Raw genomic sequence first — 26,068 nt, 5'->3', positions numbered from 1 at the left:
AACAGAGTCATGTCCGGTATCGTCCTCTCGGCATCGGTTCGTCAGAACCTCCTCTCCCTCCAGTCCACCGCTGATCTTCTCGCCACCACGCAGAACCGTCTGTCGACGGGCAAGAGCGTGAACTCGGCCCTGGACAATCCGACCAACTTCTTCACGGCACAGTCGCTCGACAACCGCGCCAGCGACATCAACAACCTCCTCGACAACATCGGCAACGGCGTGCAGGTGCTGCAGGCTGCCAACACCGGCATCACCTCGCTGCAGAAGCTCGTCGACTCCGCCAAGTCGATCGCCAACCAGGCGCTGCAGACCACCGTCGGTTACTCCACCAAGTCCAACGTCTCCACCACGATCTCCGGTGCGACGGCCGCCGACCTGCGTGGCACCACCTCGTTTGCGAGCACGGTTGCGAGCAGCAACGTCCTGTTCGACGGCACCGCCGGCGGCACGCACGCTGCGAGCGGCACCACGACCCTCGGCGCGACCCAGGGCGTTCTCACCGGTGCGGCGGCAACCGCCGGCGACGGCTCGACGGCCATTACGGCGGCGATCACGCTGCTCGGCACCGGTGCTGCGACCGCGACCGGCCTGGTCGGCAACGCCCAGCCCTCGGACGGCGACACGCTGACCGTCAACGGTCACACGATCACCTTCCGCTCCGGCGTGGCCCCGACCTCCTCGACCGTTGCGAGCGGCCTTGGCGCCAGCGGCAACATCACCACCGACGGCGCGGGCAACTCGACCATCTATCTGGGTGACACCACGACCCAGAAGGGTACGGTCGGTGACCTCGTCACCGCGATCGACCTTGCCAGCGGCGTGAAGGTTGCCTCGATCACCGCCGGTGCGGCGACGATCTCCCAGAGCGCCAATGCGACCGCCGTTTCGGACGTCGGTGTCACGACGGCCAGCAAGCTCACGCTGCACAGCTCGAGCGGTGCCGATCTGAGCATCACCGGCAAGGCCGACCTGCTGAAGGCCCTCGGCCTGTCGACCGCCACCGGCGGCGGCAACGCGACGGTGAACGTGAACCGCACCACCAGCTCCGGCTCGCTGGGTCAGCAGATCCAGGACGGCTCGACGCTGAATGTCGACGGCCATGTCATCACCTTCAAGAACGGCGCCGTTCCGGGCTCCACGGGTGCTCCGGCGATCCCGAGCGGCTCCGGCGTCAGCGGCAACGTCCTCACCGACGGTGCCGGCAACTCGACGGTCTATCTGTCGTCCGGCACGATCTCCGACGTGCTGAACGCGATCGACCTTGCCTCCGGCGTGCAGACCGCGACCATCGCGGCCAACGGCACGGCGACGCTGAAGACCGCGACCGGCCAGACCAACTCGTCGATCAACGCCTCGGGCCAGCTCAAGGTCTCGACCGGCGTGAATGCCGACCTGTCGATCACCGGCACGGGCAATGCGCTGAACGTGCTCGGCTTCGCCGGCAACACCGGCACCGGGACCGCGTTCACCGCGGCCCGTACCTCGGGCATCGGCGGCATTGCCGGCAAGACCTTGACCTTCTCCTCCTTCAACGGCGGCACGGCGGTCAACGTCACCTTCGGCGACGGCACCAACGGCACGGTCAAGACGCTCGATCAGCTCAACTCGCAGCTTCAGGCCAACAACCTGTCTGCGACGATCGACGCCAACGGCCTGCTGACGGTCTCGAGCACCAATGACTACGCGTCCTCGACCATCGGTTCGAGCGCCGCGGGCGGCGTCATCGGTGGTACGCTGACCTCGGCGCTGACGTTCTCGACGGCTTCCAGCCCCGTCCAGGACACGGTTGCCCAGACGGCTCGCGCCAACCTGGTGTCTCAGTACAACAACATCCTGAGCCAGATCGACTCGACCTCGCAGGACTCCTCGTTCAACGGCGTCAACCTGTTGAACGGCGACCAGCTCAAGCTGACCTTCGACGAGACCGGCAAGTCGAGCCTGAACATCACGGGTGTGACGTACAACTCGAAGGGCCTGGGTCTTGCCTCGTTGACCAACGGTGTCGACTTCATCGACAACGCTGCGACCAACAAGGTGCTGACCAACCTGAACGCCGCGTCGAGCACGCTGCGCTCGGAAGCGTCGACCCTCGGTTCGAACCTCTCGGTGGTGCAGGTTCGTCAGGACTTCAACAAGAACCTGATCAACGTGCTGCAGACCGGCTCGTCGAACCTGACGCTGGCCGACACCAACGTCGAAGCGGCGAACAGCCAGGCGCTGTCGACCCGTCAGTCGATCGCGGTCTCGGCGCTGTCGCTGGCCAACCAGTCGCAGCAGAGCGTGCTGCAGCTGCTCCGCTAACAAGCGGACGACATCGCAAGCAAGATCCGGCGGCGGGGCTTCGGCCCCGCCGCCTTCTTTTTGCGTGGCATTACGGTGCCGCTGCCTCGGATAAAGACGATGCCTTCGAAGGCAAGCAGTTTGTGTGCTGCGCGTTATGGTTGACAAATGGCAAATGTCCTGCCGCTGCACCAACGCGCTTAGATGTAGACAATGCAATTGAATGCAGCGAATTGCTCACTCTGAGTTATGGTTGACAAGTGGCAAACGCGCCGCCGCTGCATCGAAAAGCATCATTCGATCATGACGATAGAAGCGGGCGCGATGCGGTGCGAAGCGCGCATATGGTGAATCCAAGCAAGGACTCGCGCGACACGCTTCATGCTTTGTTAGCCCTCAACGTTCACCGTCCCGGCATCGATTAATCCTAATCGAAGTTTGTTGCGTTGCGTACCAGAAGGGTAACACTCAATGTCCGGTATTGTTCTCTCCTCATCGGTTCGTCAGAACCTGCTCTCCCTCCAGTCCACCGCTGATCTTCTCGCCACCACGCAGAGCCGTCTGTCGACGGGCAAGAGCGTGAACTCGGCTCTGGACAATCCCACCAACTTCTTCACGGCCCAGTCGCTCGACAATCGCGCCAGCGACATCAACAACCTGCTCGATGGCATCGCCAACGGCGTGCAGGTGCTGCAGGCTGCCAACACCGGCATCACCTCGCTGCAGAAGCTGATCGATAGCGCGAAGTCGATCGCCAACCAGGCGCTGCAGACCACTGTCGGCTACTCCACCAAGTCGAACGTCTCCACCACGATCTCCGGTGCGACGGCCGCCGACCTGCGTGGCACGACCTCCTATGCGAGCACGGTTGCGAGCAGCAACGTCCTGTTCGACGGCACCGCCGGCGGCACGCACGCTGCGAGCGGCACCACGACCCTCGGCGCGACCCAGGGCGTTCTCACCGGTGCGGCGGCAACCGCCGGCGACGGCTCGACGGCCATTACGGCGGCGATCACGCTGCTCGGCACCGGTGCTGCGACCGCGACCGGCCTGGTCGGCAACGCCCAGCCCTCGGACGGCGACACGCTGACCGTCAACGGTCACACGATCACCTTCCGCTCCGGCGTGGCCCCGACCTCCTCGACCGTTGCGAGCGGCCTTGGCGCCAGCGGCAACATCACCACCGACGGCGCGGGCAACTCGACCATCTATCTGGGTGACACCACGACCCAGAAGGGTACGGTCGGTGACCTCGTCACCGCGATCGACCTTGCCAGCGGCGTGAAGGTTGCCTCGATCACCGCCGGTGCGGCGACGATCTCCCAGAGCGCCAATGCGACCGCCGTTTCGGACGTCGGTGTCACGACGGCCAGCAAGCTCACGCTGCACAGCTCGAGCGGTGCCGATCTGAGCATCACCGGCAAGGCCGACCTGCTGAAGGCCCTCGGCCTGTCGACCGCCACCGGCGGCGGCAACGCGACGGTGAACGTGAACCGCACCACCAGCTCCGGCTCGCTGGGTCAGCAGATCCAGGACGGCTCGACGCTGAATGTCGACGGCCATGTCATCACCTTCAAGAACGGCGCCGTTCCGGGCTCCACGGGTGCTCCGGCGATCCCGAGCGGCTCCGGCGTCAGCGGCAACGTCCTCACCGACGGTGCCGGCAACTCGACGGTCTATCTGTCGTCCGGCACGATCTCCGACGTGCTGAACGCGATCGACCTTGCCTCCGGCGTGCAGACCGCGACCATCGCGGCCAACGGCACGGCGACGCTGAAGACCGCGACCGGCCAGACCAACTCGTCGATCAACGCCTCGGGCCAGCTCAAGGTCTCGACCGGCGTGAATGCCGACCTGTCGATCACCGGCACGGGCAATGCGCTGAACGTGCTCGGCTTCGCCGGCAACACCGGCACTGGGACCGCGTTCACCGCGGCCCGCACCTCGGGCATCGGCGGCATCACCGGCAAGACCTTGACCTTCTCCTCCTTCAACGGTGGCACGGCGGTCAACGTCACCTTCGGCGACGGCACCAACGGCACAGTCAAGACGCTCGATCAGCTCAACTCGCAGCTTCAGGCCAACAACCTGACCGCGACGATCGACGCCAACGGCCTGCTGACGGTCTCGAGCACCAATGACTACGCGTCCTCGACCATCGGTTCGAGTGCCGCGGGCGGCGTCATCGGTGGTACGCTCACCACTGCGCTGACGTTCTCGACGGCGTCTACGCCCACGCAGGATACTGTTGCCCAGACGGCCCGTACCAATCTGGTCAGCCAGTACAACAACATCCTCCAGCAGATCGACTCGACCTCGCTCGACTCGTCCTTCAACGGTGTCAATCTCTTGAACGGCGATCAGCTCAAGCTGGTGTTCGATGAAACCGGAAAGTCAAACCTCAACATCACCGGCGTGACCTACAACTCGAAGGGTCTCGGCCTCGCCGCACTGACCGGCGGTGTCGACTTCATCGACAACGCCGCGACCAACAAGGTGCTGACCAACCTGAACTCCGCGTCGAGCACGCTGCGTTCGGAAGCCTCCGCCTTGGGTTCGAACCTGACGATCGTCCAGGTTCGTCAGGACTTCAACAAGAACCTGATCAACGTGCTGCAGACCGGCTCGTCGAACCTGACGTTGGCCGACACCAACGTCGAAGCGGCCAACAGCCAGGCGCTGTCGACCCGTCAGTCGATCGCGGTCTCGGCGCTGTCGCTGGCCAACCAGTCGCAGCAGAGCGTGCTGCAGCTGCTCCGCTAATAAGCGGACGACATCGCAAGCAAGATCCAGGCGGCGGGGCTTCGGCCCCGCCGCTTTTTTCGTTCGCCATCGGCATTCGAGGAGGCGGGAGCGATCGAAAAAGTAACCAGCGGTTATGGTTAATGGAGAGTAAGCGCGCAGAATCGCCAATGATTTCAGGCCGATTGCGAGGCCTGGCAACGCGTCACAATGGTTTATGGTGAACCGGCGCTTATGACAGTGAGACGCGTTTCACCCTTTGTTAGCCATGTCAGCGCACCCTGTGGCCGTCACTCGATCCAGAAGCGATCGAACGAAGACGCGTAAGCCAGAAGGGTAAGAGTCATGTCCGGTATTGTTCTCTCTGCGTCGGTTCGTCAGAACCTGCTCTCTCTCCAGTCCACCGCCGATCTTCTCGCCACCACACAGAACCGTCTGTCGACCGGCAAGAGCGTCAATTCGGCTCTGGACAATCCCACCAACTTCTTCACCGCCCAGTCGCTCGACAATCGCGCCAGCGACATCAACAACCTGCTCGATGGCATCGCCAACGGCGTGCAGGTGCTGCAGGCTGCCAACACCGGCCTGACCTCGCTGCAGAAGCTGATCGATAGCGCGAAGTCGATCGCCAACCAGGCGCTGCAGACAACCGTCGGCTATTCCACCAAGTCCAACGTCTCCACCACGATCGCGGGTGCGACGGCGGCGGACCTGCGCGGCACGACCAGCTTCGCCAGTGCTTCTGCTTCCAGCAACGTGCTCTATGACGGCACCGCCGGCGGCATCCACGCTGCGAGCGGCACCACGACCCTCGGTGCGACCCAGGGCGTTCTCACCGGTGCGGCGGCAACCGCCGGCGACGGCTCGACGGCCATTACGGCGGCGATCACGCTGCTCGGCACCGGTGCCGCGACCGCGACTGGCCTGGTCGGCAACGCCCAGCCCTCGGACGGCGACACGCTGACCGTCAACGGTCACACGATCACCTTCCGCTCCGGCGTGGCGCCGACCTCCGCCACGGTTGCGAGCGGCCTTGGCGCCAGCGGCAACATCACCACCGACGGCGCGGGCAACTCGACCATCTATCTGGGTGACACCACGACGCCGAAGGGGACGGTCGGTGATCTCACCACCGCGATCGACCTCGCCAGCGGCGTGAAGGTTGCCTCGATCACCGCCGGTTCGGCGACGATCTCCCAGAGCGCCAATGCGACCGCCGTTTCGGACGTCGGTGTCACGACGGCCAGCAAGCTCACGCTGCATAGCTCGAGCGGTGCCGATCTCAGCATCACCGGCAAGGCCGACCTGCTGAAGGCCCTCGGCCTGTCCACCGCCACCGGCGGCGGCAACGCGACGGTGAACGTGAACCGCACCACCAGCTCCGGCTCGCTGGGTCAGCAGATCCAGGACGGCTCGACGCTGAATGTCGACGGCCATGTCATCACCTTCAAGAACGGCGCCGTTCCGGGCTCCACGGGTGCTCCGGCGATCCCGAGCGGCTCCGGCGTCAGCGGCAACGTCCTCACCGACGGCAACGGCAACTCGACGGTCTATCTGTCGTCCGGCACGGTCTCCGATGTGCTGAACGCGATCGACCTCGCCACCGGCGTGCAGACCGCGACCATCAACGCCGCAGGCGCTGCGACGCTGAAGACCGCCACCGGCCAGTCCAACTCGTCGATCAACAGCTCTGGCCAGCTCCGGCTTGCAACCGGCATCAATGCAGATCTCACGATTACTGGGTCGGGCAATGCGCTGAACGCACTTGGCCTTGCCGGCAACACCGGGACGGCGACCGCGTTCACCGCGGCCCGCACCTCGGGTATCGGCGGCATTGCCGGCAAGACCTTGACCTTCGCCTCCTTCAACGGTGGCACGGCGGTCAACGTCACCTTCGGCGATGGCACCAACGGCACGGTCAAGACGCTCGATCAGCTCAACACGCAGCTCCAGGCCAACAACCTGGCCGCGACGATCGACGCCAACGGTCAGCTGACCATTACGGCATCCAACGACTACGCGTCCTCGACGATTGGCTCGACCACTGCGGGCGGTGCGATCGGCGGGACGCTCACCACCGCGCTGACTTTCTCGACGGCATCGACTCCCGTCCAGGATGCGGTGGCGCAGACCGCTCGTGCCAATCTGGTGTCGCAGTACAACAACATCCTGAACCAGATCGACACGACCTCGCAGGACTCCTCGTTCAACGGCGTCAACCTGTTGAACGGCGACCAGCTCAAGCTGGTGTTCGACGAGACCGGCAAGTCGAGCCTGAACATCACCGGCGTGACCTACAACTCGAAGGGTCTGGGCCTTGCTGCGCTGACCGTCGGCGTCGACTTCATCGACAACGCCGCGTCGAACAAGGTGCTGACCAATCTGAACGCTGCGTCGAGCACGCTGCGGTCCGAGGCTTCCGCACTCGGTTCGAACCTCTCGGTGGTGCAGGTGCGTCAGGACTTCAACAAGAACCTGATCAACGTGCTGCAGACCGGCTCGTCCAACCTGACGCTGGCCGACACCAACGTTGAAGCGGCGAACAGCCAGGCGCTGTCGACCCGCCAGTCGATCGCGGTCTCCGCGCTGTCGCTGGCCAACACCTCGCAGCAGAGCGTGCTCCAGCTGCTTCGCTAATAAGCAGCTGAAATTACTAAATAAAATTGGGTGGTGGGGCTTTTGCCCCGCCGCTCTTTTTTGCGTTTTGAGGCCGGGAAGGGCGTACACCAGCCATTAACCCTATCCCTTAAACCGGCGTTAACCATACTTTAAAGGACAGGTCCTAAAACTGGACAAAAGCCCGCTTCCAGACCCGCGCGGCCGATTCGTATCCGGTTCAAGAGGAAGACCTGCCAATGTCCAACATCGTTCTCTCGGCGTCCGTTCGCCAGAACCTGTTGTCGCTGCAGTCCACGGCCGACTTGCTCGCCACGACGCAGGAACGGCTGTCGACCGGCAAGAAGGTCAACACGGCTCTCGACAATCCCACCAACTTCTTCACGGCGCAGGGGCTGGACAACCGGGCGAGCGACATCAGCAACCTGCTCGACGGCATCAACAACGGTGTGCAGGTGCTGCAGGCGGCCAATACCGGCATCACCTCGCTGCAGAAGCTGATCGATTCGGCCAAATCGATCGCGAACCAGGCGCTGCAGACCACGGTCGGCTACTCCACCAAGTCCAACGTCTCGACCACGATCCCGGGTGCGACGCCGGCGGATCTGCGCGGCACGACCTCCTATGCCAGCGCGACCGCCAACAGCAACGTGCTCTATACCGGTGCGCCCGGCGGTGTCACGCCGGTGACGGCAGCGGCCGCCCTCGGTGCTTCGCTCGGTTCGAGCGCCGGCACATTGACCGGTAGTGCGGTGAATGCCGCCGACAACAGCACTGCGCTGATCGGCACCGACACGCTGCTCGGCACCACGACGTCCTCCACGTTCAGCACGCCGCCCGCGGACGGCGACACCATCACGGTGAACGGCAAGACCGTTACCTTCCGCACCGGCCCCGCTCCGGCGACGCAGCCGACCGGCTGGGGCCTCAATGCCAGCGGAAGCATCGCCACCGACGGCAACGGCAACTCGATCGTTTATGAGGGAACGGCGGCCGCGCCCAAGGCGACGGTCAACGACGTCCTCAGCGCGATCGATCTCGCGAGCGGCGTCAAGACCGCGACCATCAGCGCAGGCGCGGCCACGATCGCGACCAGCGGCGCGACTGTCGGTACGGTGCAGACGCCGTCCTCCATCGCGGCCGGCGTGGTCACGCTGAAGAGCTCGACCGGCTCAGACTTGAGCGTGACGGGCAATGCCGACTTCCTCCACGCCCTCGGCCTGACGGCCGCGACCGGCGCGGGCAATGCCAGCGTGAGCGCAAACCGGTCGACGACCGCTGGTTCGCTGGGCTCGCTGGTCCAGGACGGCTCGACGCTGAACGTCGACGGCCACACCATCACCTTCAAGAACGCGCAGACTCCGCAATCGGCAGCGAGCGTGCCCACCGGCTACGGCGTCAACGGCAACGTCGTGACCGACGGCAACGGCAACTCGACGGTCTATCTGCAGAGCGCGAACCTGACCGACCTGCTCAATTCGATCGACCTGGCGACCGGCGTCAAGACCGCCAGCCTCTTCAACGGTGCTGCCACGCTCAGCACCACCTCGGGCCAGATCCCGTCGTCGGTGAACTCGAGCGGCCAGCTGTCGATCTCGACCGGCATCAACGCCGACCTCTCGATCACCGGCACGGGCAACGCGCTGAACGCCTTCGGCCTCAGCGGCAATACTGGAACGGCGACCGCGTTCAGCGCGGACCGCAAGTCTGGTGTGGGCGGCGTCAGTGGCAAAACCCTCACGTTCTCCTCGTTCAACGGCGGCACGCCGGTTTCCGTCACTTTCGGCGACGGCACCAACGGCACGGTCAAGACGCTCGACCAGCTCAACGTCCAGCTTCAGGCCAACCACCTGACCGCGACGATCGACGCCAACGGCGTGCTGACGGTCACCACCGTCAACGAATACGCATCGTCGACCCTCGGTTCGTCGACCGCAGGCGGCGCAGTCGGCGGTACGCTCACCAGCGTGCTCGCCTTCACCACCGCGCAGCCCCCGGTTCAGGATCCCGTGGCGCAGACCGCGCGTTCGAGCCTGGTCAGCCAGTTCAACAACATCCTGGCGCAGATCGACACGACTTCGCAGGACTCCTCCTTCAACGGCGTCAATCTCCTCAACGGCGATACGCTGAAGCTGGTGTTCAACGAGACCGGCAGCTCCACGCTCGGCATCAACGGCGTGGTGTTCAACGCGGCCGGTCTTGGTCTCAGCAATCTCGTCCCCGGCACCGACTTCATCGACAATGGCGCGACCAACAAGGTCCTCCAGAGCCTGAACGCTGCTTCGAGCACGCTGCGCTCGGAAGGTTCTTCGCTCGGTTCGAACCTGTCGATCGTGCAAGTCCGCCAGGACTTCTCCAAGAACCTGATCAACGTGCTGCAGACCGGCTCGTCCAACCTGACGCTTGCGGATACCAACGAGGAAGCGGCCAACAGCCAGGCGCTGTCGACCCGCCAGTCGATCGCAGTCTCCGCACTGTCGCTGGCCAACCAGTCGCAGCAGAGCGTGCTGCAGCTGCTCCGCTAAGTCGCAAACGCAGAATCGAATCTTGAGACAGCGCGGCGGGGCTAAAGCTCCGCCGTTCTTTTGAGGGAGTTCGCTAAGACAAGATTAGCTGAGATCGATGGGCATGATGCAGTGCAAGTTTACAGCCTGCGTTTGCGCATCTAGCCTCACGCCTACGAGGACTCCGCGACCCGTAATAATCCGGAGTGCTTCGAGGCGCACATGTAAGCAAATCTTAAGCGCTACTGCATAGGGTTGGGAAAGAAATCCTTAAGTCCGTTCAACGGGCTAGGAAGCTTCCAAGGTGTGATTGATGTCGAATTCCGCTGCCTCGGCCTACGCGCGTGTTGCAACGACCACCGCATCTCCTCGAGATGTCGAGGCGCAGACCTTGCTGAAGGCGGCCAACAAGCTCCAGGACGCGATCAATGCCGCTGACCCCTTCAGCGAGCAGACCACGCAGGCGCTGATGTTCAACCGCAAGCTCTGGACCATCTTCCTCAGCGAAGCGATGCGCGAGAACAACCCGCAGCCGCTCGACGTCCGGCAGAAGATCGCCAACATCAGCGTGTTCGTGCTGAGCCAGACCGCGGCGCTGCAGATGAGCCCGCAGTTCGATCACTTCCGCCCGCTGATCGAGATCAACCGCAACATTGCTGCCGGTCTGTCCGGCCGGCCCTGACGGAGACTCGTGATGTCCGACATCATGAGCATCCTGTCGACCGCGTATAAGGCGAATACGCTTTCGAGCACGACAGGCTCGTCCAAATACGTTGCGGTCGATTCGTCGCTGTACCAGGGCAACTGGACGGGCACCTACGCCGACGGCAAGAAGTTTTCGCTCAACATCTCGCAGGTCAACGGCTTCCGCGCGCAGATCCACTATCAGAGCGAGGGGACCTCGCAATACCAGCAGGTGCTGATCAAGGATTCGTCGTTCCGCTTCGGCAACACGAAGTTCACGCTGACCGACACCGGCACGGCGCAGATCAAGAACGTCGTCACGGACCCGGCGACCGGCTCGAGCTATCTCGACACCGCCCAGGCCACGCTCGACAGCTGATCGGCGGGCGCTCTTTAAGCGCTGAGGTCCGTATTGAGCGGACGCGAGGGCTCCGACTTCAAATCCAGTGCGTGGAAATAGGCTCGCCGGCGCAGCATCGCCTCGTCGGGGAACTGATTGACCACGGCATCGGTCCGGTCGTTGACGACCTGGAAGACCATCGATGCGGACGCCTGGTCGAACACGACCTGGCGCGAGATGTTCGCATTGCTCTGCAGATCATTGCTCGCAGCCGCGCTCGTATCGCTCGCGGCGACCGTCTGGCTCACCGGTAAATCGGTTTGCACGGCATCGTTCGCCGCCGAATTCGACGTCGTGACGATCTGTACGGGGGCCGGTATCCCCACCGGCCTGATGCTGAAATCTGTACTCATGGCAGCCTCCTGGTTGCCTTGTGTGAGTCAAATCCCAACCCCTCTCAATGCGCAACCATGGAACACCAGGATTGAACACCCGGTAAGCAAACGTGACTAACCGCGCGACGCTATCGCCGCGCGGTTTTTCGTAAAATTGGATCGAGTTTCTTGTCTGCGTTCAGAGCGTGCGGCTGACCGCGAGCGGCGTGATGTGACGCGGACCAGGCGTGGCGCGGCGTCCCGCGGCCGTATAGGTGTTCGGCACGTTGCGCTTCTGGATCTCGGCGTTGACGCCGCGCACGACGCTCTCGGAGACCGCATGAGCGGTCGCGAGCACCGTGAGATTGACCTGAAGCATGGCGCGGAAGGCGTCGTGGTGACGGTGCAGCGTCGAGAGCAGCTCGGGCGCGGATTTCGAGAGCTGGGCCTGGTTCGCCTTCAACTGACCGACGGCGCCGACGTAGCGCCGCGACAGCTCCTGCTTCTGGCTCTCCATCGTCATCGCCTCGCGGACCTTGCCGGCACGAACCAGCTCAGTCTCGCGCTCGATCAGGCCGAGCAGGGCGCTCATCGCGTCCATCAGGTCCTCTGCGAGCTTGCGCGCCGCGGCGCTCTCGGGCGTGCTGTTCGGGCGCTGCGCTGGCATCGGCTGACGTGACGGGCTGAAGTGGTTCATCTCGTTTGACCTTATGCCGTACGAAGAGTGGTTTTGGCCTGCTGCATGATCAGGGTACGGTAGACGTCGCGGGCGACGCCGATGCCGCCGGCATTGGCGAAGTTCTTGGAATATTGCTCGGTCAGCATCGAGCGCCAGACGCCGGTGCCCGGCGTGTCGCCGAACGGGCCTTCACCCTTCAAGCCCGACGTCATCTGCGCGAACATGCTGTTGAGGAACATGCCCTCGAAGTCCGTCGCGGTCTTCTGCGCCTTGGCCTGCTGTTGCGGCGAGACCTTCTGAAGCGCGGCGGCGAGCTCGAAGTCGGGCCGGTTGTTGCGACTCTCAACCGAGAAGGCAGGGTTCGAGAGCGCGGCGGTGACGACGTGCGCGGTGTTGAGCATGCCGGTTTGCATCACATCACCTCGATGTCGGCTTCGATCGCACCCGCGGCCTTGATCGCCTGGAGGATGCTGATGAGGTCGCGCGGGCCGATGCCGAGGCCGTTGAGGCCATCGACGAGCTGCTGCAGCGAGACGCCGTCCTTGACGACGGCGAACTTCTTGCCGTCCTCGGTGACGCCGACGCTCGATCGCGGCGTGACCACGGTCCGGCCCCGCGACAGCGGGTTGGGCTGGCTCACCTGCGGACTCTCGGAGATCGTGACCGTGAGGTTGCCCTGTGCAACCGCGACGGTGGCGACGCGGACGTCGCGGCCCATCACGATGATGCCGGAGCGCTCGTCGATGATGATCTTGGCGGCGAGATCCGGATCGACCTGGAGCTGTTCGATCTCGGTCAGGAAGGCGACCACGTTGCCCTTGAACTCCGGCGGGATGGTCAGCTGCACCGTCGAGGGATCGATCGGCTCGGCGCTCTTGACGCCGAGATAATCGTTGATCGCAGCCGCGATGCGCTTGGCCGTGGTGAAATCTGCGTTCCGGAGCGCCAGTCGCACGTTCGGCAGCCGGTTCAGCGCGAACTCGATCTCGCGCTCGATGATGGCGCCGTTGGCGATCCGGCCTACGGTCGGAACGCCGCGCACGATTTTCGCCGCTTCGCCCTCGGCCTGGAAACCGGAGATCGCGAGCGAGCCCTGCGCGACCGCATAGACGTTGCCGTCGGCGCCGAGAAGCGGGGTGACGAGCAGGGTGCCGCCGCGCAGATCCTTGGCGTCGCCGAGCGCGGAGACGGTGACGTCCATGCGCGTGCCCTGCGTGGAGAAAGCCGGCAGGTTGCCGGTCACCATCACGGCGGCGACGTTACCGGTACGGATGGTGGCGCCGCGGATGTTGACGCCCATGCGCTCGAGCATCGCTTGCAGCGACTGCTTGGTGAAGGGGATGTTGTTGAGGGTGTCGCCGGTGCCGTTGAGGCCGACGACGAGGCCGTAGCCGATAAGCTGGTTCTGCCGCACGCCTTCGATATTGGCGAGATCCTTGATACGCGAGGTCGCGTTTGCAGAGGCCGCCGAGAGCGCCAGCGCTGACAGCGCGGCACAGGCCACCCCAAAAACCCCACTCAGAATCCTTACCCAACGAACGCCTGGCATCCTCTGCTCCCCGAGGCTCCTCACATCTCGGACCATCTGCGACACTCCCATGACGAGCTGGTCCGACGCTTTCCTTGCGAGCGCTGTGCCAACACGGGGCAGAGGGGATAGTCGATTGAATAGGTTGAATAAATCTCTTCGGATCGGCGCCAGCAGGCATTCGCCTTGAGGAGCGAAACTGCCGCCTGTCGGCAGATTTTGCCGGGCCGTTTACGCCCCGTTAACCATAAAGCGGCGAATGTGGCGCATCGATCACCCGGATTGCTCCGATGCGCATCTACGGACCGAATGGCACCACGCTTGGAACGCCGGCCAGCCAGGCCAGGCGAACGAGCTCCGGCACCTTCGTGCTGCCCGACACCTCGTCGGCGCAAGAGACGCGCGCCGCAGCCGCACCGAAAGCTTCCGCCAACATCGACGCGCTGCTCGCGCTGCAAGGCATCGAGGAAGATCCGGTCGAGCGCCGCAAGCGCTCGGTCGCCCGCGGCAAGACCGCGCTCGACGTGCTCGACGATCTCAAGATGGGACTCTTGTCCGGCAATCTCGACGCCTCGACGGTGATGCGGCTGCGCGACGCGGCCGCAAACCTGAAATCGTCCTCCGGCGATCCCGGTCTCGATTCCGTGCTGTCCGAGATCGAGCTGCGCGTCGAGGTCGAGCTGGCGAAGGCCGGGCGGGGCTGACCGCGATCCCGCGAGAACAACGGCTTTACGCCGCTTCCTCCTTCTGCTGCGAATCGTAGCGGCGCTGGGCGGCGAGCACGTCTTTCAGATTCTCCTCGGCCCAATCGCGCAACGGATCCACCGCAGCAGCGAGTGTCACGCCGAGCTGCGTGATCGAATATTCAACCGTCACCGGCACGGTCGCGATGGCGCGGCGCTTGATCAGGCCGTCGCGTTCGAGTGACTTGAGAACCTGGCTCAGCATCTTCTGCGAGATGCCTTCAATGGTGCGGCGTAACTGATTGAAGCGCATCGGTTCCTCGCGCAGCAGCAACAGGATCAGCACGGCCCATTTGTCGCCGACGCGATCGAGAATTTGGCGTGTCGGGCACTCGGCGGCATAGACATTGGGTTTCATCTCAATCCTCGCGCTTGCTTCGGCTTGCCGGTTACTCCTGCGTAAGCAGGTAAGCACAAAGTGCTCTCTTAACACCAGCATTCTTTGCGATATCTAGTCACCATTGGTTACTATAGATGCGAAGGAGCCTTCCATGAAAATCGCAGTTGCCGGCGCCTCGGGCCGGGCCGGTTCGGAGATCACCAAGGAACTGTCCCGCCGTGGCCACGGCGTTACCGCCATCGCACGGAACCCGGAGAAGATCGCAGGCCTGCCGAACGTCACGCCGACCAAAGGCGATGTGCTCGATCAGGCCGGCCTGACCAAACTCTGGGCCGGGCATGATGTTGCGGTGAGTTCCGTCCACTTCCTGGCGAGCGACCCGCACAAGCTGATTGCTGCTGCCAAGGACTCCAAGATCGGTCGTTACCTGGTTGTCGGGGGCGCCGGCAGCCTGGAGGTCGCTCCCGGCGTCAAACTGGTCACAACCCCCGGTTTTCCGGCCCAATACAAAGCCGAGGCGGAGGCGGGTGGCGCTTTCCTCGACCTGCTACGGCAGGAAAAGGAGCTGAACTGGACCTTCCTCTCGCCGTCGGCACTGTTCATTGAGGGCGAACGCACCGGCAAGTTCCGTCTCGGCACCGATCAGCTTCTCGCAGATGCGAACGGCAAGAGCTGGATCAGCTTCGCCGACTACGCCATCGCGCTCGCCGACGAGATCGAGAAGCCGGCCCATCTGAGGCAGCGTTTCACGGTCGGTTACTAGGCTTTTGGCCGCCCCCGGGTCCTTACGGATAAACCTTCCTGTGCAAGGGCTTGGGGGCGGTAACCGCGCTATTAAGGAAATATTGTCTGTCACATGGGGTAGCTATATAAGCCCCGGCTCAACGGACTTCGTTCCGTTCACGAGTCGTTGCTTAAGAAGATAGGCCGCCCTTGGAAAAGTTGAAAAACTACCGACCGACCGAAAAAGAGCCTTTCATGAACGACCGGCAGAAGGAGTACTTCCGTATGAAGCTCCTCGCCTGGAAGGATGAGATCCTCAAAGAGTCCAAGCTCACCCTGCAGGCTCTGCAGGAGGAGAACGTGAACCACCCCGATCTCGCCGATCGGGCATCGTCCGAAACCGACCGCGCCATCGAACTCCGCGCCCGCGACCGCCAGCGCAAGTTGATCGCCAAGATCGACGCCGCGCTCCAGCGCATCGAGGACAACACCTACGGGTATTGCGAGGATACCGGCGAGCCGATCTCGTTGAAACGGCTCGAGGCCCGGCCCATCGCGACGCTCTCGGTGGAAGCGCAGGAGCGCCACGAGAAACGCGAGAAGGTCTATCGCGACGAATAGAGTCCGAGCCGCAGCGATGCGGCTCTTTATTTTTGAGCTTACGGTGCCGCTTGAGCGCCGCTGGTTTGGCGCGTAAATTTGCGCCGCCATGATGATTTGCACTCTCAATATCGCTTCGGTTTTCTTCCTGGGCTGAGCGCAGGCGCCTCCGTCGCGGAGGCATCGCGTCCCGCGAGTTCCACTCGCGGATTCCCAACCGATTGAGCCGGCCGGTTCCGCAACGCGCGGACGACGAAGGCTGGCGAGCAATTGAGAGACAGCATGACTGCCAATTCCTGCGCGCTCGACGAGGCGCAAATCGACCAATTCATTCGCGAAGGCTTCGTCCGGATCGACAATGCCTTTCCCCGTGATCTCGCCGAGGTCGCGCGTGCCATCATGTGGCGCGACCTGCCGTGCAGGGAGGATGACCCGTCGACCTGGACGCGGCCGGTGATCCGGTTGCCGGGCTATGGCGATCCTCCGTTCCGGGACGCCATCAACACGGCCGTCCTCCATGCGGCATTCGACCAGATCGTCGGATCTGGACGCTGGCGCCCGCGTCGCGACATCGGCACGATTCCAGTGCGCTTTCCGCATCCGGACGATCCGGGCGACGCCGGCTGGCACGTCGATCTCAGCTTTCCCGGCGCGGATTGCGACCCGAACGAGACGCGCGACTTCTCGGCCTGGCGCGTCAACATCACCTCGCGCGGACGGGCGCTGTTGCTCCTGTTCCTGTTCTCCGACGTTGGCGAGGACGATGCGCCGACACGCATCCGGGTCGGCTCGCATGTTCCGATGGCGCGCTATCTGGCGCCGGCGGGTGAGGCGGGCAGGGCGCGCATGGTGCTGGACGAGATGGGAGCCGATTGTCCGATTGCGCTGGCGACCGGCGCTGCCGGCACCGTCTATCTCTGCCATCCCTTCCTGGTTCATGCCGCGCAGAGGCACCAGGGGACGCGGCCGCGCTTCATGGCACAGCCGTCGCTTCCTCTCGCCGAGCCGTACAGGCTGGAGCGGCCCGATGGCGTCTACTCGCCGGTCGAGACCGCAATCCGGCTCGCGCTCGGCTACGCCTGAGACGCGGAGCTTCGATCTCGTCATGTCGTGGTGCCGGTTCGGGCACCACGACATCGCGCTGATCGTCGCGATGGTGGAAAGTGAATCAGGATCAAGGACCTGGAGTCGATTCCTGCAAGCTCACGTGAGTTCACATGAGAAACAGCTTTCACTTCACGTGCGGGAGGTTTTGCGAGTCGCATCAACGAGATCGTCTCGGATGCTGAGGGCCTGATCCAGCAGCTTCACACATCGCCGCAATCAGGCTTCATGCGATGCAGCAAGGCTTGCATCCCCATAAACCCTGGACCAGCTCAATATTTCCTTAAGCGCCGGCAGCAGGCCGTAAGCCGCGTCCGTCAGCTCGTACTCGACCCGCAACGGCTTCTCCGCGAAAGCAGTGCGCGACACCAAGCCGTCCTGCTCGAGCTCCCGCAGCTGCGTGGTCAGCACGTGCTGGGTGATGCCGCCGATCGACCGCCGCAACGCGCCGAAACGAACCGCACCGTTCATCAGCGCGAACAGGATCTCCAGTTTCCACTTGCCGCCGAGCGCATGGATCGCGCGCTTGAAATCGGCGAGCAGGGTAGGGTCCGGGCTGCAATCGCAGTCGCCGTCGCAAACGCTGGTCAGGTTTTCCATACCGGTCTCGAAATCCATTCTACTTGTTCCCCCGGAGATAGTGACCAGATGCGGCTCTGAGCAGGGTGGCGGAACCAATTTAGCCACCCGGAGCGATTAAGGGGAATTTGGCAATGAGCATCGTTCTGGTCACCGGCGGATCCGGCTTCGTCGGTATCCATGTCGTCCTGCAGCTTCTGGCCGCCGGTCATGTGGTGCGAACGACGGTGCGGCGGCCGGACCGGCAAACCGATGTGCTGGCCATGCTGCGCGAGGGCGGGGCGGCGTCGCCGGAGAATCTGTCCTTCTTCACCGCCGACCTCACGGCGGACGCGGGCTGGCAGGCGGCGGTGACGGGCTGCGACTACGTGCTCCACGTCGCCTCGCCGCTATCGACCAGCGTGCCCAAGGACGAGAACGAGATGATCGTCCCGGCCCGCGACGGCACGCTGCGGGTGCTGCGCGCCTCGCGCGATGCCGGCGTCAGACGGGTCGTCATCACCTCGTCGCTGGGCGCGATCGGCTACGGCCATCCGCCGCGGGAGAAGCCGTTCGACGAGACCGAGTGGACCAATCTCGCCGGCAGCGACGTGCAGCCGTATATCAAGTCCAAGACGCTGGCCGAGCGGGCGGCCTGGGATTTCATCGCGCGCGAAGGCGGCGGGCTCGAATTGTCGGTGATCAATCCCGCCGGGATTTTCGGTCCGGTGCTCGGGCCGGATTTCTCCGGCTCGATCGAGATCGTCAAATCGCTGCTCGACGGCGCCATGCCGGCGGTGCCGCGGGTCTATTTCGGCGTGGTCGACGTGCGCGATGTCGCCGACCTGCATTTGCGGGCGATGACCGCGCCGGAGGCGAAAGGCGAGCGCTTCATCGCGGTCTCCGGCGAGACGATGTCGATCCTCGACATCGGCAAGGTGCTGCGGCGGGAACTGGGATCGCGGGCGCGCCGGGTTCCGCGGCTCCAGGCCCCGGACTGGCTGGTGCGGCTCGCCGCGAGCCGGATTCCCCTGCTGCAGGCGGTCGTGCCGATGCTCGGCCGCGTCAGGCATTCCACCAGCGCCAAGGCGAGGTCGATGCTGGGCTGGCAGCCCCGTTCCAACGACGAGGCAATCCTCGCCACGGCCGAGAGCCTGATCCGGCTCGGCCTGGTCAAGGCGTGACGGCATATGCCGCCCGCGCTTGTCATGCCCGGGCGGGGATGCTGAAGTGCGGCTCTCAAGTGCGTAGCGTGGGAGCCGGCGCCGATGGACAAAATTCTCGAAGCCGCAAAGGCGATCGCACTGGCGCGCCGCAACCATGCGCCGCTCGCGGCACTTGAAGTTCCCCCGGCCGATGAAGCCGAGGGCTATGAGGTTCAGCGTGCGCTGCATGATCTTCTGCTGAAGAATGTCGGACCGCTGGTCGGCTACAAGATCGGCTGCACCAGCCAGGTGATGCAGGACTATATCGGCATCCCGCACCCCTGCGGCGGCGGCGTGTTCCAGAAGGGCGTGCACGACAGCGGCGTCAAGCTCGCGGCCTCCGACTATGTCCGTGTCGGCGTCGAGTGCGAGATCGCGGTGCGCCTGAAGCGGAACCTCGCCGCCGGCGAGGCGCCGTTCACCGCCGAATGGGTCGGTGAGGCCGTCGAGGCCTATCATCCCGCGATCGAGATCGTCGACGACCGCTACGTGAAGTGGGAGACGATGGGTGCACCGACGCTGATTGCGGATGATTTCTTCGCCGCCGGCTGCGTGCTGGGCGCCTCCGTTCCACGCTCGTCGGTCCCGGACCTGAAGGCGGTCAAGGGCCGCGCCCTCGTCAATGGCGAGGAGGTCAGCCACGGCACCGGCGCCGACGTGCTCGGCCATCCCCACAACGCACTCGCCTGGCTCGCCAACCATCTCGCCGCCGAAGGCAAGGGGTTGCATGCGGGACAGCTGGTGCTGACCGGCAGCCTGGTGAAGACGCTATGGCTGAAAGCCGGCGACAAGGTGCGGATGGAGCTGGACGGGCTGGGCACGGTGGAGGCGGAGTTCACGTGAACGCTCTCTCCGCTTGCAATGGCCGAGTGTGAAGCGCCATCACCGCCAAAATACATGCGGCCCTCGCCAGGGGAGCTAGCGAGGGCCGCGTAGTACATCGTCGTTCGCGCCTAGGTTCGCGAACACGATGTGGGAGCTCGGGAGAGACTTAGAAGGGCAGCAGCACGTCCATGACTTGCTGGCCGTAGCGCGGCTGCTGCACGTCCGTGATCTGGCCGCGGCCGCCATAGGCGATGCGGGCCTGCGCGATCTTGCTGGAATCGATGGTGTTGTCGCTCTGGATGTCCTCAGGCCGGACGATGCCGGCGACCACGAGTTCGCGGATCTCGAAGTTGACGCGGATCTCCTGCTTGCCTTCGACGACGAGATTGCCGTTCGGCAGCACCTGGGTCACGACCGCCGCGACGTTGGTCTGCAGGGCTTCCGTGCGATTGACCGAGCCCTTGCCGTCGCTGGAGGCGGTGGAGTCGGCCGTGAGGATGCGGCCGGGCAGCACCTTCTGGGCCTGGACGCCGAGCGTCTTCGAGCCGATGAAATCGGTGATGCCCGAATCTTCCGAATTGGTGCGGCTGCGCTGGGTCTCGTTGGAGAGGTTGGCCTTGTCGGTGATGTTCACGGTCACGGTCAGGAGGTCGCCGACATGGGTCGCGCGCTGATCCTTGAAGAAGGCTCGGCTGCCGTTCCGCCACAGCGAGTTCGGATTGTAGGAGGCGACTTCCGGCTTCGGCATCGGCATCTGCACCGGCTTGTAGCCGGGCTGCGTCGTCGGATTGTCGATCGCGGACAGTTTCGGTTGCTCGCCGATCTGCGACAGGCGGTCGATCGAGGAGCAGCCGCTTGCGAGCGCGCAAGTGGCGAGCAGCAGGGCCGAGATCACGACGCGACGAAGACGGTAAGCCGAACTGAAAGCGGACATGACGAACTCTTACTTTGCTTGAGCTTGCGAGACGCGAGCTTGCGGGATCTGGGCTTCTGCGATCTGGGCCGGCGACGCGGGGGACTGGACCAGGTTCCGGAGGAGGGCTGCGGTGTCGACGGGGGCGGGCGCCTCGTCACGCCTAAGCGAGGAGGTCTGCTCGACCGCAGCCTCCATCGGCGCGGACTGGCTGGCGCCCTGCACGGTCACCTGGCCGCGGGCGGTGACGATGCCGGTCAGCGTGCGCTTGGTCTGCAAATTGAGGACGCTCACGGTGTCGCCCTCGGCGCCACTCTCGATCGCCTTGCCGCGGGTGGTGAGATAAATCCCGGGGACCTGGTAGATGACGGTGACGCTCTGGTCGCGCGACACGTATTCGGGCTTGGCGATGTCGGCGACGCGGATCGGCGTGCCGGCGCGCATCGGCCGGCGGAGCTGCATGCCGACGGTGCGGTCGCGCGTGGCGGCCTCGCCCGGCACTTCCGCCTTGGGCCGTCGCTCCTGCGCGACGTCGGAGGATTTCAGCGTCTCGGTGCGTTCGACGTCGCGGGTCAGGACGGCGACTTCCACGGTCTCGATCGCAGTACCGGTCAAGCGCAGCTTGGTCGGCGTCGGGGTGTTGTCGTTGTTGATCTCGAAGGCGAGGTCGAAGCGGCCGCTGCGGGCGTCGTAGCGCGTCGCGACCGGCTGCAGCGCGCCAGTGTTGGAGGCATCGAGCCGCATGTCGGAAACGCCGCGGTCGAAGGTCACGGTGATGTTGGCTGCGTCGCCAAGGCCGAAGCGGCGTTCGAGCGCGGAGGCGACCGCGTTTTCGAGATCCTTGTTGGCGAAGGTGCGGGCGAGCCGCGTGACCTGGACTTCCTTGATGTCGCCGGTCATCACGCCGATCACCTGCTTGGCGCGAAGCACGCTCAGGACCTGGGCAACCGGCAGCGCGCCGGTGGTGCCGAGATCGGGCGAGCGATAGACCGCGATCAGCGCGGCCGAGCCGGCGTTCTCGATGAGGTCGCCGACCCGCACCACGTCGGAGGTGACGGTGACGCTGGCGCGCAGCATCGGCACGGCGATGCCGTCGTCGGCGGCCTGCGCCGGCAGCGCCAGCACGAGCAGGGCGGAGAGAGTGGCAAGCGTGGAGCGGATCATGGTCATCACCTCAGCGGAACAGCGCCGTGGTCGATTGCATCATCTGGTCGGCGGCGCTGATCACCTTGGCGTTCATCTCGTAGGCGCGCTGCGCGGCGATCAGGTCGCTCATCTCCGACACGACGTCGACGTTGGCCTGTTCGAGGCTGCCTTGCGTGATCTTGCCGTAGCCTTCGGAGTTCGCGGTGCCGTCCTGCGGCGCGCCGGATGAGGTCGTCTCGGTGAACTGGTTGCTGCCGACCGGCTGCAGGCCCGCCTTGTTGATGAAGCGGGTCACGCCGATCTGGCCGAGAATGGTGTTGCTCGACGAGCCCGGCAGCGTCACCGACACCTGGCCCTGCTCGTTGACGGTGATGCCCGAGGCGTTGTTCGGGATCGTGATGGTCGGCTGCACCGGGTTGCCCTGCGCGGTGACGACGCGGCCCTGGTTGTCCATCTGGAACGTGCCGTCGCGGGTGTACTGGTAGGTGCCGTCAGGCATCAGGATCTTGAAGAAGCCTTCGCCGGACATCGCGAGGTCGAGGTCGTTGCCGGTCTGCGACAGCGTGCCCTGCGTCATGCTGCGGGGGGTGCCGACGGTCTTGACGCCGCCGCCGATATCGACGCCGACCGGCAGGATGGTGCCCTGGTCCGAGGCCTGCGCGCCGACGCGGCGGACGTGTTCGTAGATCAGGTCCTGGAACGCCGCGGTCTGCTTCTTGAAGCCGGTGGTGCGCAGGTTGGCGATGTTGTTGGAGATCACCTGAACGTTCAGTTCCTGTGCCGCCATTCCGGTCGCAGCGGTGTGGAGCGCTTGCATGTCAGTGGTCCCCTAATCAGGCCGGAACGTCGGCGAGCTTTTCGATCGCCGATTTGTGGAGGTCGCTCTGCTGCTGGAGCAGGTTGGCGATCGCGGTGTAGCTGCGCATGACCTCGACCATGCGGCTCATCTCGCCGACCGAATTCACGTTCGACTTCTCGATGTAGCCCTGCTGCAGGGTGGACTTGGACGTGGTCTGCTGCTGGTTGGCGGAGCCGGCGCCGTAGAGATTGGCGCCGAGCTTGGTCAGCTTGGCCGGATCGTCGAACTCCACCATGCGGATCTTGCCGCGGATCGAGTCGGTCTTGGCCGTGCCTTCGAGCACGGTCACGGTGCCGTCGGCGGCGACGTTGATGTCGTGGTCGGTCGGCTGGAAGACGATCGGGCCGCCGGTGCCGAGCACGAGATTGCCGTCGGAGGTCATGAGCTGGCCGGTGCTGCTGAGCGCGAACTTGCCGTCGCGGGTGTAGCGCTCGGCGCCATTGGCCTGCACGGCGAAGAACGCGTTGCCGCTGATCGCCATGTCGAGCGGGTTGTTGGTCGCCTCCATCGGCCCCTGGCCGACGTCGCGGTAGGTGCCGCGGTCCTGCACATAGGAGACCCGGCGGTCGGAGCCGACGAAATTGTCCTCATGCGCGTTCGAGTTGAGGTACTCCTCGAACAGCGAATGGTCGGCCTTGAAGCCGTTGGTGTTGGCATTGGCGACGTTGTTGGCGATGACATCCATCTGCCGTTCCAACGTCATCTGCCGTGACAAGCCGATCAGAAGCGCATTCTGCATCGGTAGATCTCCCCTGCGTGAGATCTGCCATTTCGCTCTCCCAAGCGCCTTGGCCGATCCCGTGAACGAGACCGTCGGGTTCTCCCAAACCGTTCGGTCTCGCCCCTCTCTCAGCGAAAGCCGTGCCAACTTGAAATGATGTGTTGTTACAATGGGTTGTCGATTTTTCGGCGGCGCGGGCGGGAGGCAGAAAGGTTCTGTTAGCCATGTTTGCCCGGCAGATTTTTCCTAGCGGAGGCCCAATCGAAAGGTTCCGTTAACCATTATTACCGTAGCGTTTGCTTGTAAGAGGAGCGCTTTGCGCTGGGGCATTTGTATCGCGTCACTGTCTGCCAGGAGGCTTCGCTCTTTCGATCCTTTTGAGATGAGCGAGCCCGGACGATCATGGCAGAGAATGAAGCGGAAGGCGGCGGAGCCGCCGAAGGCGCGGAAGCCGCTGCCCCCAAAAGCAAGTTCAAGCTGATCCTGATCATCGTCGGCGCGCTGGTCGTGCTCGGCGGCGGTGCCGCAACCTGGTTCCTGTTCTTCCGTCATGGCGAAGACGAGCATCATGCCGAGGTCGCTCCCCCGCCGAAGCCGCCGGCCTTCGTCGAAGTGCCCGACATGATGGTCAACCTCGCCGGTGCGCCCGGCGAGCGCGTGCAATATCTCAAGCTCAAGATCGTGCTCGAGCTGAAGGAAGAGAAGCAGATCGAGGCGATCAAGCCGTCGATGCCGCGGGTCACCGACATCTTCCAGACCTATGTGCGCGAGCTCCGCTCCTCCGACCTCAACGGCTCCGCCGGCGTCTTCCGCCTCAAGGAAGAGCTGACCAAGCGCGTCAACGCCGCAGTCGCGCCGATCCAGGTCAGCGCGGTGCTGTTCAAGGAAGTCGTGCTCCAGTGACGGTTCAGAGAAGGTAACGGGCTAGCGTCATGGCCGGCAACGAGCAGATGGACCAGGATGCGATTGCCGCCCAATGGGAGGCGTCGCTCGATTCCGAGGATCCCGCAGAGGCCGCGAAGGCTGCTGCCGAAAACGAACTCTCGGAGACCATGGCCCTGCAATGGGCGGCCATGGTCGAGGACGGCAGCCGCGATCTCGGCAACGGCAAGAACTCGGGCGAGCGGGTGCTGTCGCAGGAGGAGATCGACAATCTCCTCGGCTTCACCGTCGGTGACGTCACGCTCGACGACCATTCCGGCATCCGCGCGATCATCGATTCGGCGATGGTCTCCTACGAGCGTCTGCCGATGCTCGAAATCGTCTTCGACCGCCTGGTGCGGTTGCTGACGACCTCCTTGCGCAATTTCACCTCCGACAACGTCGAAGTCTCGCTCGACCGCATCACCTCGGTGCGTTTCGGCGACTACATGAACTCGATCCCGCTGCCCGCCGTGCTCTCGGTCTTCAAGGCCGAGGAGTGGGACAATTTCGGCATGGCGACGGTTGATTCCAGCCTGATCTACTCGATGATCGACGTGCTGCTCGGCGGCCGCCGCGGCTCGAGCCAGCTCCGCATCGAGGGCCGGCCCTATACCACGATCGAGACCGAGCTGGTCAAGCGCTTGGTCGAGGTGGTGCTGGCCGATGCCGAGCAGGCGTTCCGGCCGCTGTCGCCGGTGACCTTCACGATCGACCGGCTCGAGACCAATCCGCGCTTCGCCGCGATCAGCCGTCCCGCCAACGCCGCGATCCTGGTGCGCCTGCGCATCGACATGGAAGATCGCGGCGGCAACATCGAACTGCTGCTGCCTTACGCGACCATCGAACCGATCCGGGCCGTCCTGCTCCAGATGTTCATGGGCGAAAAGTTCGGCCGTGACCCGATCTGGGAAGGCCATTTCGCCACCGAGATCGTGCAGGCCGAGATTTCCGTCGACGCCGTGCTCTACGAGGCCGACATTCCGCTCAAGCAGCTGATGCGGCTGAAGGTCGGCGACACGCTGCCGCTCGACATGCGCGCCGATGCCAATGTCACCGTGCGCTGCGGCGACGTCACGATCACCGAAGGACGCATGGGCCGGGTCGGGGAACGCGTTGCGATCCGCGTGACGAAACCCTTGCGCAAGCCAAGTACGACACTTGCGATGTTCGAGAAGGTGGACGAACAGAACAAGCTGATGGAGGCCCCATGAACCACTCTCTGGGAATGGCGATCGAGACGTTGGTGGCTATCCTGCTGATGCTCACGATCGGCTACTGCATCCTGCTCAACAAGCGGCTGACGCGGCTGAAGGCGGACGAGCATTCGCTGAAGGCTGTGATCGGCGAGCTCATCACCGCGACCGAGATCGCTGAGCGCGCGATCGGCGGGCTCAAGCTCGCGGTGCGCGACGTCAACGAGAATCTCGGCAGCCAGCTTGCCGCCGCCACGCAGATGTCCGACCAGCTCCACAAGCAGCTCGGCGAAGCCGACAACGTGGTGCGTCGCCTCTCCAAGATCGCGATCGCGGCGCGCCCCGTCACCAATCCGGAAGCCGCGGCCGCCCCGGCCGCCAAGCCGTCGGCGGCGAAGGCGGTGGCCGCTGCCGCTGAAGCGTTCTCCGAGCGCCGAAGGTCCAACGGTCTCGCCGCATAAAGTCAG

General features: G+C 64.3%; 25 protein-coding genes. 15 read left to right on the top strand and 10 right to left on the bottom strand.

The window, feature by feature from the left end; translation table 11 throughout:
- Positions 1-9 precede the first annotated feature (9 nt).
- The 6 genes from NLM32_RS31360 to NLM32_RS31335 all read left to right on the top strand — a co-directional run bounded on the left by NLM32_RS31360 (position 10) and on the right by NLM32_RS31335 (position 11,205).
- A complete protein-coding gene (locus tag NLM32_RS31360; protein ID WP_254132596.1) occupies positions 10-2,301 on the top strand; it encodes a DUF1522 domain-containing protein in 2,292 nt (763 codons plus the stop codon).
- Positions 2,302-2,751: 450 nt separating this feature from the next.
- Positions 2,752-5,043, top strand: coding sequence for a DUF1522 domain-containing protein (locus tag NLM32_RS31355; protein ID WP_254132595.1), 2,292 nt, complete (start codon positions 2,752-2,754; stop codon positions 5,041-5,043).
- A gap of 324 nt (positions 5,044-5,367) precedes the next feature.
- A complete protein-coding gene (locus tag NLM32_RS31350) occupies positions 5,368-7,659 on the top strand; it encodes a DUF1522 domain-containing protein (RefSeq protein WP_254132594.1) in 2,292 nt (763 codons plus the stop codon).
- Positions 7,660-7,877: 218 nt separating this feature from the next.
- The gene (locus NLM32_RS31345; protein WP_254132593.1) at positions 7,878-10,163 is read left to right on the top strand and encodes a DUF1522 domain-containing protein; all 2,286 of its coding nucleotides are present in this window, start codon (positions 7,878-7,880) and stop codon (positions 10,161-10,163) included.
- A gap of 292 nt (positions 10,164-10,455) precedes the next feature.
- The gene (gene flaF, locus NLM32_RS31340; protein ID WP_027534793.1) at positions 10,456-10,824 is read left to right on the top strand and encodes a flagellar biosynthesis regulator FlaF; all 369 of its coding nucleotides are present in this window, start codon (positions 10,456-10,458) and stop codon (positions 10,822-10,824) included.
- A 12-nt stretch (positions 10,825-10,836) separates the two neighbouring features.
- On the top strand, positions 10,837-11,205 hold the full coding sequence (locus NLM32_RS31335; protein ID WP_254132592.1) for a hypothetical protein: 369 nt from the start codon (positions 10,837-10,839) through the stop codon (positions 11,203-11,205).
- A gap of 14 nt (positions 11,206-11,219) precedes the next feature.
- Here NLM32_RS31335 and NLM32_RS31330 read toward each other — a convergent pair whose 3' ends face one another.
- The 4 genes from NLM32_RS31330 to NLM32_RS31315 all read right to left on the bottom strand — a co-directional run bounded on the left by NLM32_RS31330 (position 11,220) and on the right by NLM32_RS31315 (position 13,768).
- Positions 11,220-11,579, bottom strand: a complete 360-nt coding sequence (locus NLM32_RS31330) for a flagellar protein FlaG (protein WP_148778243.1) — start codon at positions 11,577-11,579, stop codon at positions 11,220-11,222.
- A 160-nt stretch (positions 11,580-11,739) separates the two neighbouring features.
- Complete coding sequence (locus NLM32_RS31325; protein WP_254132591.1) at positions 11,740-12,237, bottom strand: hypothetical protein; 498 nt, start codon at positions 12,235-12,237, stop codon at positions 11,740-11,742.
- 11 nt (positions 12,238-12,248) lie between these two features.
- Positions 12,249-12,632 carry a flagellar assembly peptidoglycan hydrolase FlgJ gene (gene flgJ, locus NLM32_RS31320; protein ID WP_254132590.1) on the bottom strand — a complete coding sequence of 128 codons (384 nt, stop codon included), beginning with the start codon at positions 12,630-12,632 and terminating at the stop codon, positions 12,249-12,251.
- Positions 12,632-13,768, bottom strand: coding sequence for a flagellar basal body P-ring protein FlgI (locus NLM32_RS31315; protein WP_254132589.1), 1,137 nt, complete (start codon positions 13,766-13,768; stop codon positions 12,632-12,634). The genes flgJ and NLM32_RS31315 overlap by 1 nt, the downstream gene beginning before the upstream one ends.
- A 269-nt stretch (positions 13,769-14,037) precedes the next feature.
- On the opposite strand from NLM32_RS31315, the gene NLM32_RS31310 reads away from it, so the two are divergent.
- Positions 14,038-14,451, top strand: coding sequence for a flagellar assembly protein FliX (locus NLM32_RS31310; protein ID WP_254132588.1), 414 nt, complete (start codon positions 14,038-14,040; stop codon positions 14,449-14,451).
- Between the two features lie 25 nt (positions 14,452-14,476).
- Here the strand turns inward: NLM32_RS31310 and NLM32_RS31305 are convergent, their stop codons facing one another.
- A complete protein-coding gene (locus tag NLM32_RS31305) occupies positions 14,477-14,848 on the bottom strand; it encodes a helix-turn-helix domain-containing protein (protein WP_254132587.1) in 372 nt (123 codons plus the stop codon).
- Positions 14,849-14,981: 133 nt separating this feature from the next.
- On the opposite strand from NLM32_RS31305, the gene NLM32_RS31300 reads away from it, so the two are divergent.
- From NLM32_RS31300 to NLM32_RS31290, 3 genes are all read left to right on the top strand, one after another.
- The gene (locus NLM32_RS31300) at positions 14,982-15,593 is read left to right on the top strand and encodes an NAD(P)-dependent oxidoreductase (RefSeq protein WP_254132586.1); all 612 of its coding nucleotides are present in this window, start codon (positions 14,982-14,984) and stop codon (positions 15,591-15,593) included.
- A gap of 215 nt (positions 15,594-15,808) precedes the next feature.
- Positions 15,809-16,174 (top strand): RNA polymerase-binding protein DksA, encoded by a 366-nt coding sequence (gene dksA / locus NLM32_RS31295; protein ID WP_008142458.1) that lies wholly within the window; start codon positions 15,809-15,811, stop codon positions 16,172-16,174.
- 261 nt (positions 16,175-16,435) lie between these two features.
- Positions 16,436-17,236, top strand: coding sequence for a phytanoyl-CoA dioxygenase (locus tag NLM32_RS31290; protein WP_254132585.1), 801 nt, complete (start codon positions 16,436-16,438; stop codon positions 17,234-17,236).
- Between the two features lie 240 nt (positions 17,237-17,476).
- Here NLM32_RS31290 and NLM32_RS31285 read toward each other — a convergent pair whose 3' ends face one another.
- Positions 17,477-17,875 (bottom strand): helix-turn-helix domain-containing protein, encoded by a 399-nt coding sequence (locus NLM32_RS31285; RefSeq protein WP_254132584.1) that lies wholly within the window; start codon positions 17,873-17,875, stop codon positions 17,477-17,479.
- Between the two features lie 95 nt (positions 17,876-17,970).
- Between NLM32_RS31285 and NLM32_RS31280 the strand changes: the two genes are divergently transcribed.
- Together NLM32_RS31280 and NLM32_RS31275 are read left to right on the top strand one after the other, a co-directional pair.
- Complete coding sequence (locus NLM32_RS31280; RefSeq protein WP_254132583.1) at positions 17,971-18,999, top strand: aldehyde reductase; 1,029 nt, start codon at positions 17,971-17,973, stop codon at positions 18,997-18,999.
- Between the two features lie 84 nt (positions 19,000-19,083).
- Complete coding sequence (locus tag NLM32_RS31275; protein WP_254132582.1) at positions 19,084-19,863, top strand: 2-keto-4-pentenoate hydratase; 780 nt, start codon at positions 19,084-19,086, stop codon at positions 19,861-19,863.
- A 148-nt stretch (positions 19,864-20,011) separates the two neighbouring features.
- On the opposite strand, the gene flgH is transcribed toward NLM32_RS31275, so the two are convergent.
- Genes flgH through flgF form a run of 4 tightly spaced genes read right to left on the bottom strand, consistent with a single transcriptional unit; the run spans position 20,012 to position 23,502 of the window.
- Complete coding sequence (flgH, locus tag NLM32_RS31270) at positions 20,012-20,779, bottom strand: flagellar basal body L-ring protein FlgH (RefSeq protein ID WP_254132581.1); 768 nt, start codon at positions 20,777-20,779, stop codon at positions 20,012-20,014.
- Positions 20,780-20,788: 9 nt separating this feature from the next.
- The gene (flgA, locus tag NLM32_RS31265) at positions 20,789-21,922 is read right to left on the bottom strand and encodes a flagellar basal body P-ring formation chaperone FlgA (RefSeq protein WP_254132580.1); all 1,134 of its coding nucleotides are present in this window, start codon (positions 21,920-21,922) and stop codon (positions 20,789-20,791) included.
- Between the two features lie 10 nt (positions 21,923-21,932).
- Complete coding sequence (gene flgG, locus NLM32_RS31260) at positions 21,933-22,721, bottom strand: flagellar basal-body rod protein FlgG (RefSeq protein WP_027534779.1); 789 nt, start codon at positions 22,719-22,721, stop codon at positions 21,933-21,935.
- 16 nt (positions 22,722-22,737) lie between these two features.
- Positions 22,738-23,502, bottom strand: coding sequence for a flagellar basal-body rod protein FlgF (flgF, locus tag NLM32_RS31255; RefSeq protein WP_254132579.1), 765 nt, complete (start codon positions 23,500-23,502; stop codon positions 22,738-22,740).
- Between the two features lie 384 nt (positions 23,503-23,886).
- Between flgF and fliL the strand changes: the two genes are divergently transcribed.
- Genes fliL through NLM32_RS31240 form a run of 3 tightly spaced genes read left to right on the top strand, consistent with a single transcriptional unit; the run spans position 23,887 to position 26,062 of the window.
- Positions 23,887-24,387: a flagellar basal body-associated protein FliL gene (gene fliL, locus NLM32_RS31250; protein ID WP_254132578.1), complete on the top strand. Its 501-nt coding sequence runs from the start codon at positions 23,887-23,889 to the stop codon at positions 24,385-24,387.
- 29 nt (positions 24,388-24,416) lie between these two features.
- Entirely contained in the window at positions 24,417-25,619 is a 1,203-nt protein-coding gene (fliM, locus tag NLM32_RS31245; RefSeq protein WP_027534776.1) for a flagellar motor switch protein FliM, read from the top strand.
- Positions 25,616-26,062: a DUF6468 domain-containing protein gene (locus NLM32_RS31240; protein ID WP_254132577.1), complete on the top strand. Its 447-nt coding sequence runs from the start codon at positions 25,616-25,618 to the stop codon at positions 26,060-26,062. The genes fliM and NLM32_RS31240 overlap by 4 nt, the downstream gene beginning before the upstream one ends.
- Positions 26,063-26,068: the final 6 nt, after the last annotated feature.

This window comes from Bradyrhizobium sp. CCGUVB14 (assembly GCF_024199935.1).
Lineage (GTDB): Bacteria > Pseudomonadota > Alphaproteobacteria > Rhizobiales > Xanthobacteraceae > Bradyrhizobium.
The sequence above is the reverse complement of the archived record's forward strand: the minus strand, read 5'-3'. Positions and strand labels throughout refer to the sequence as shown.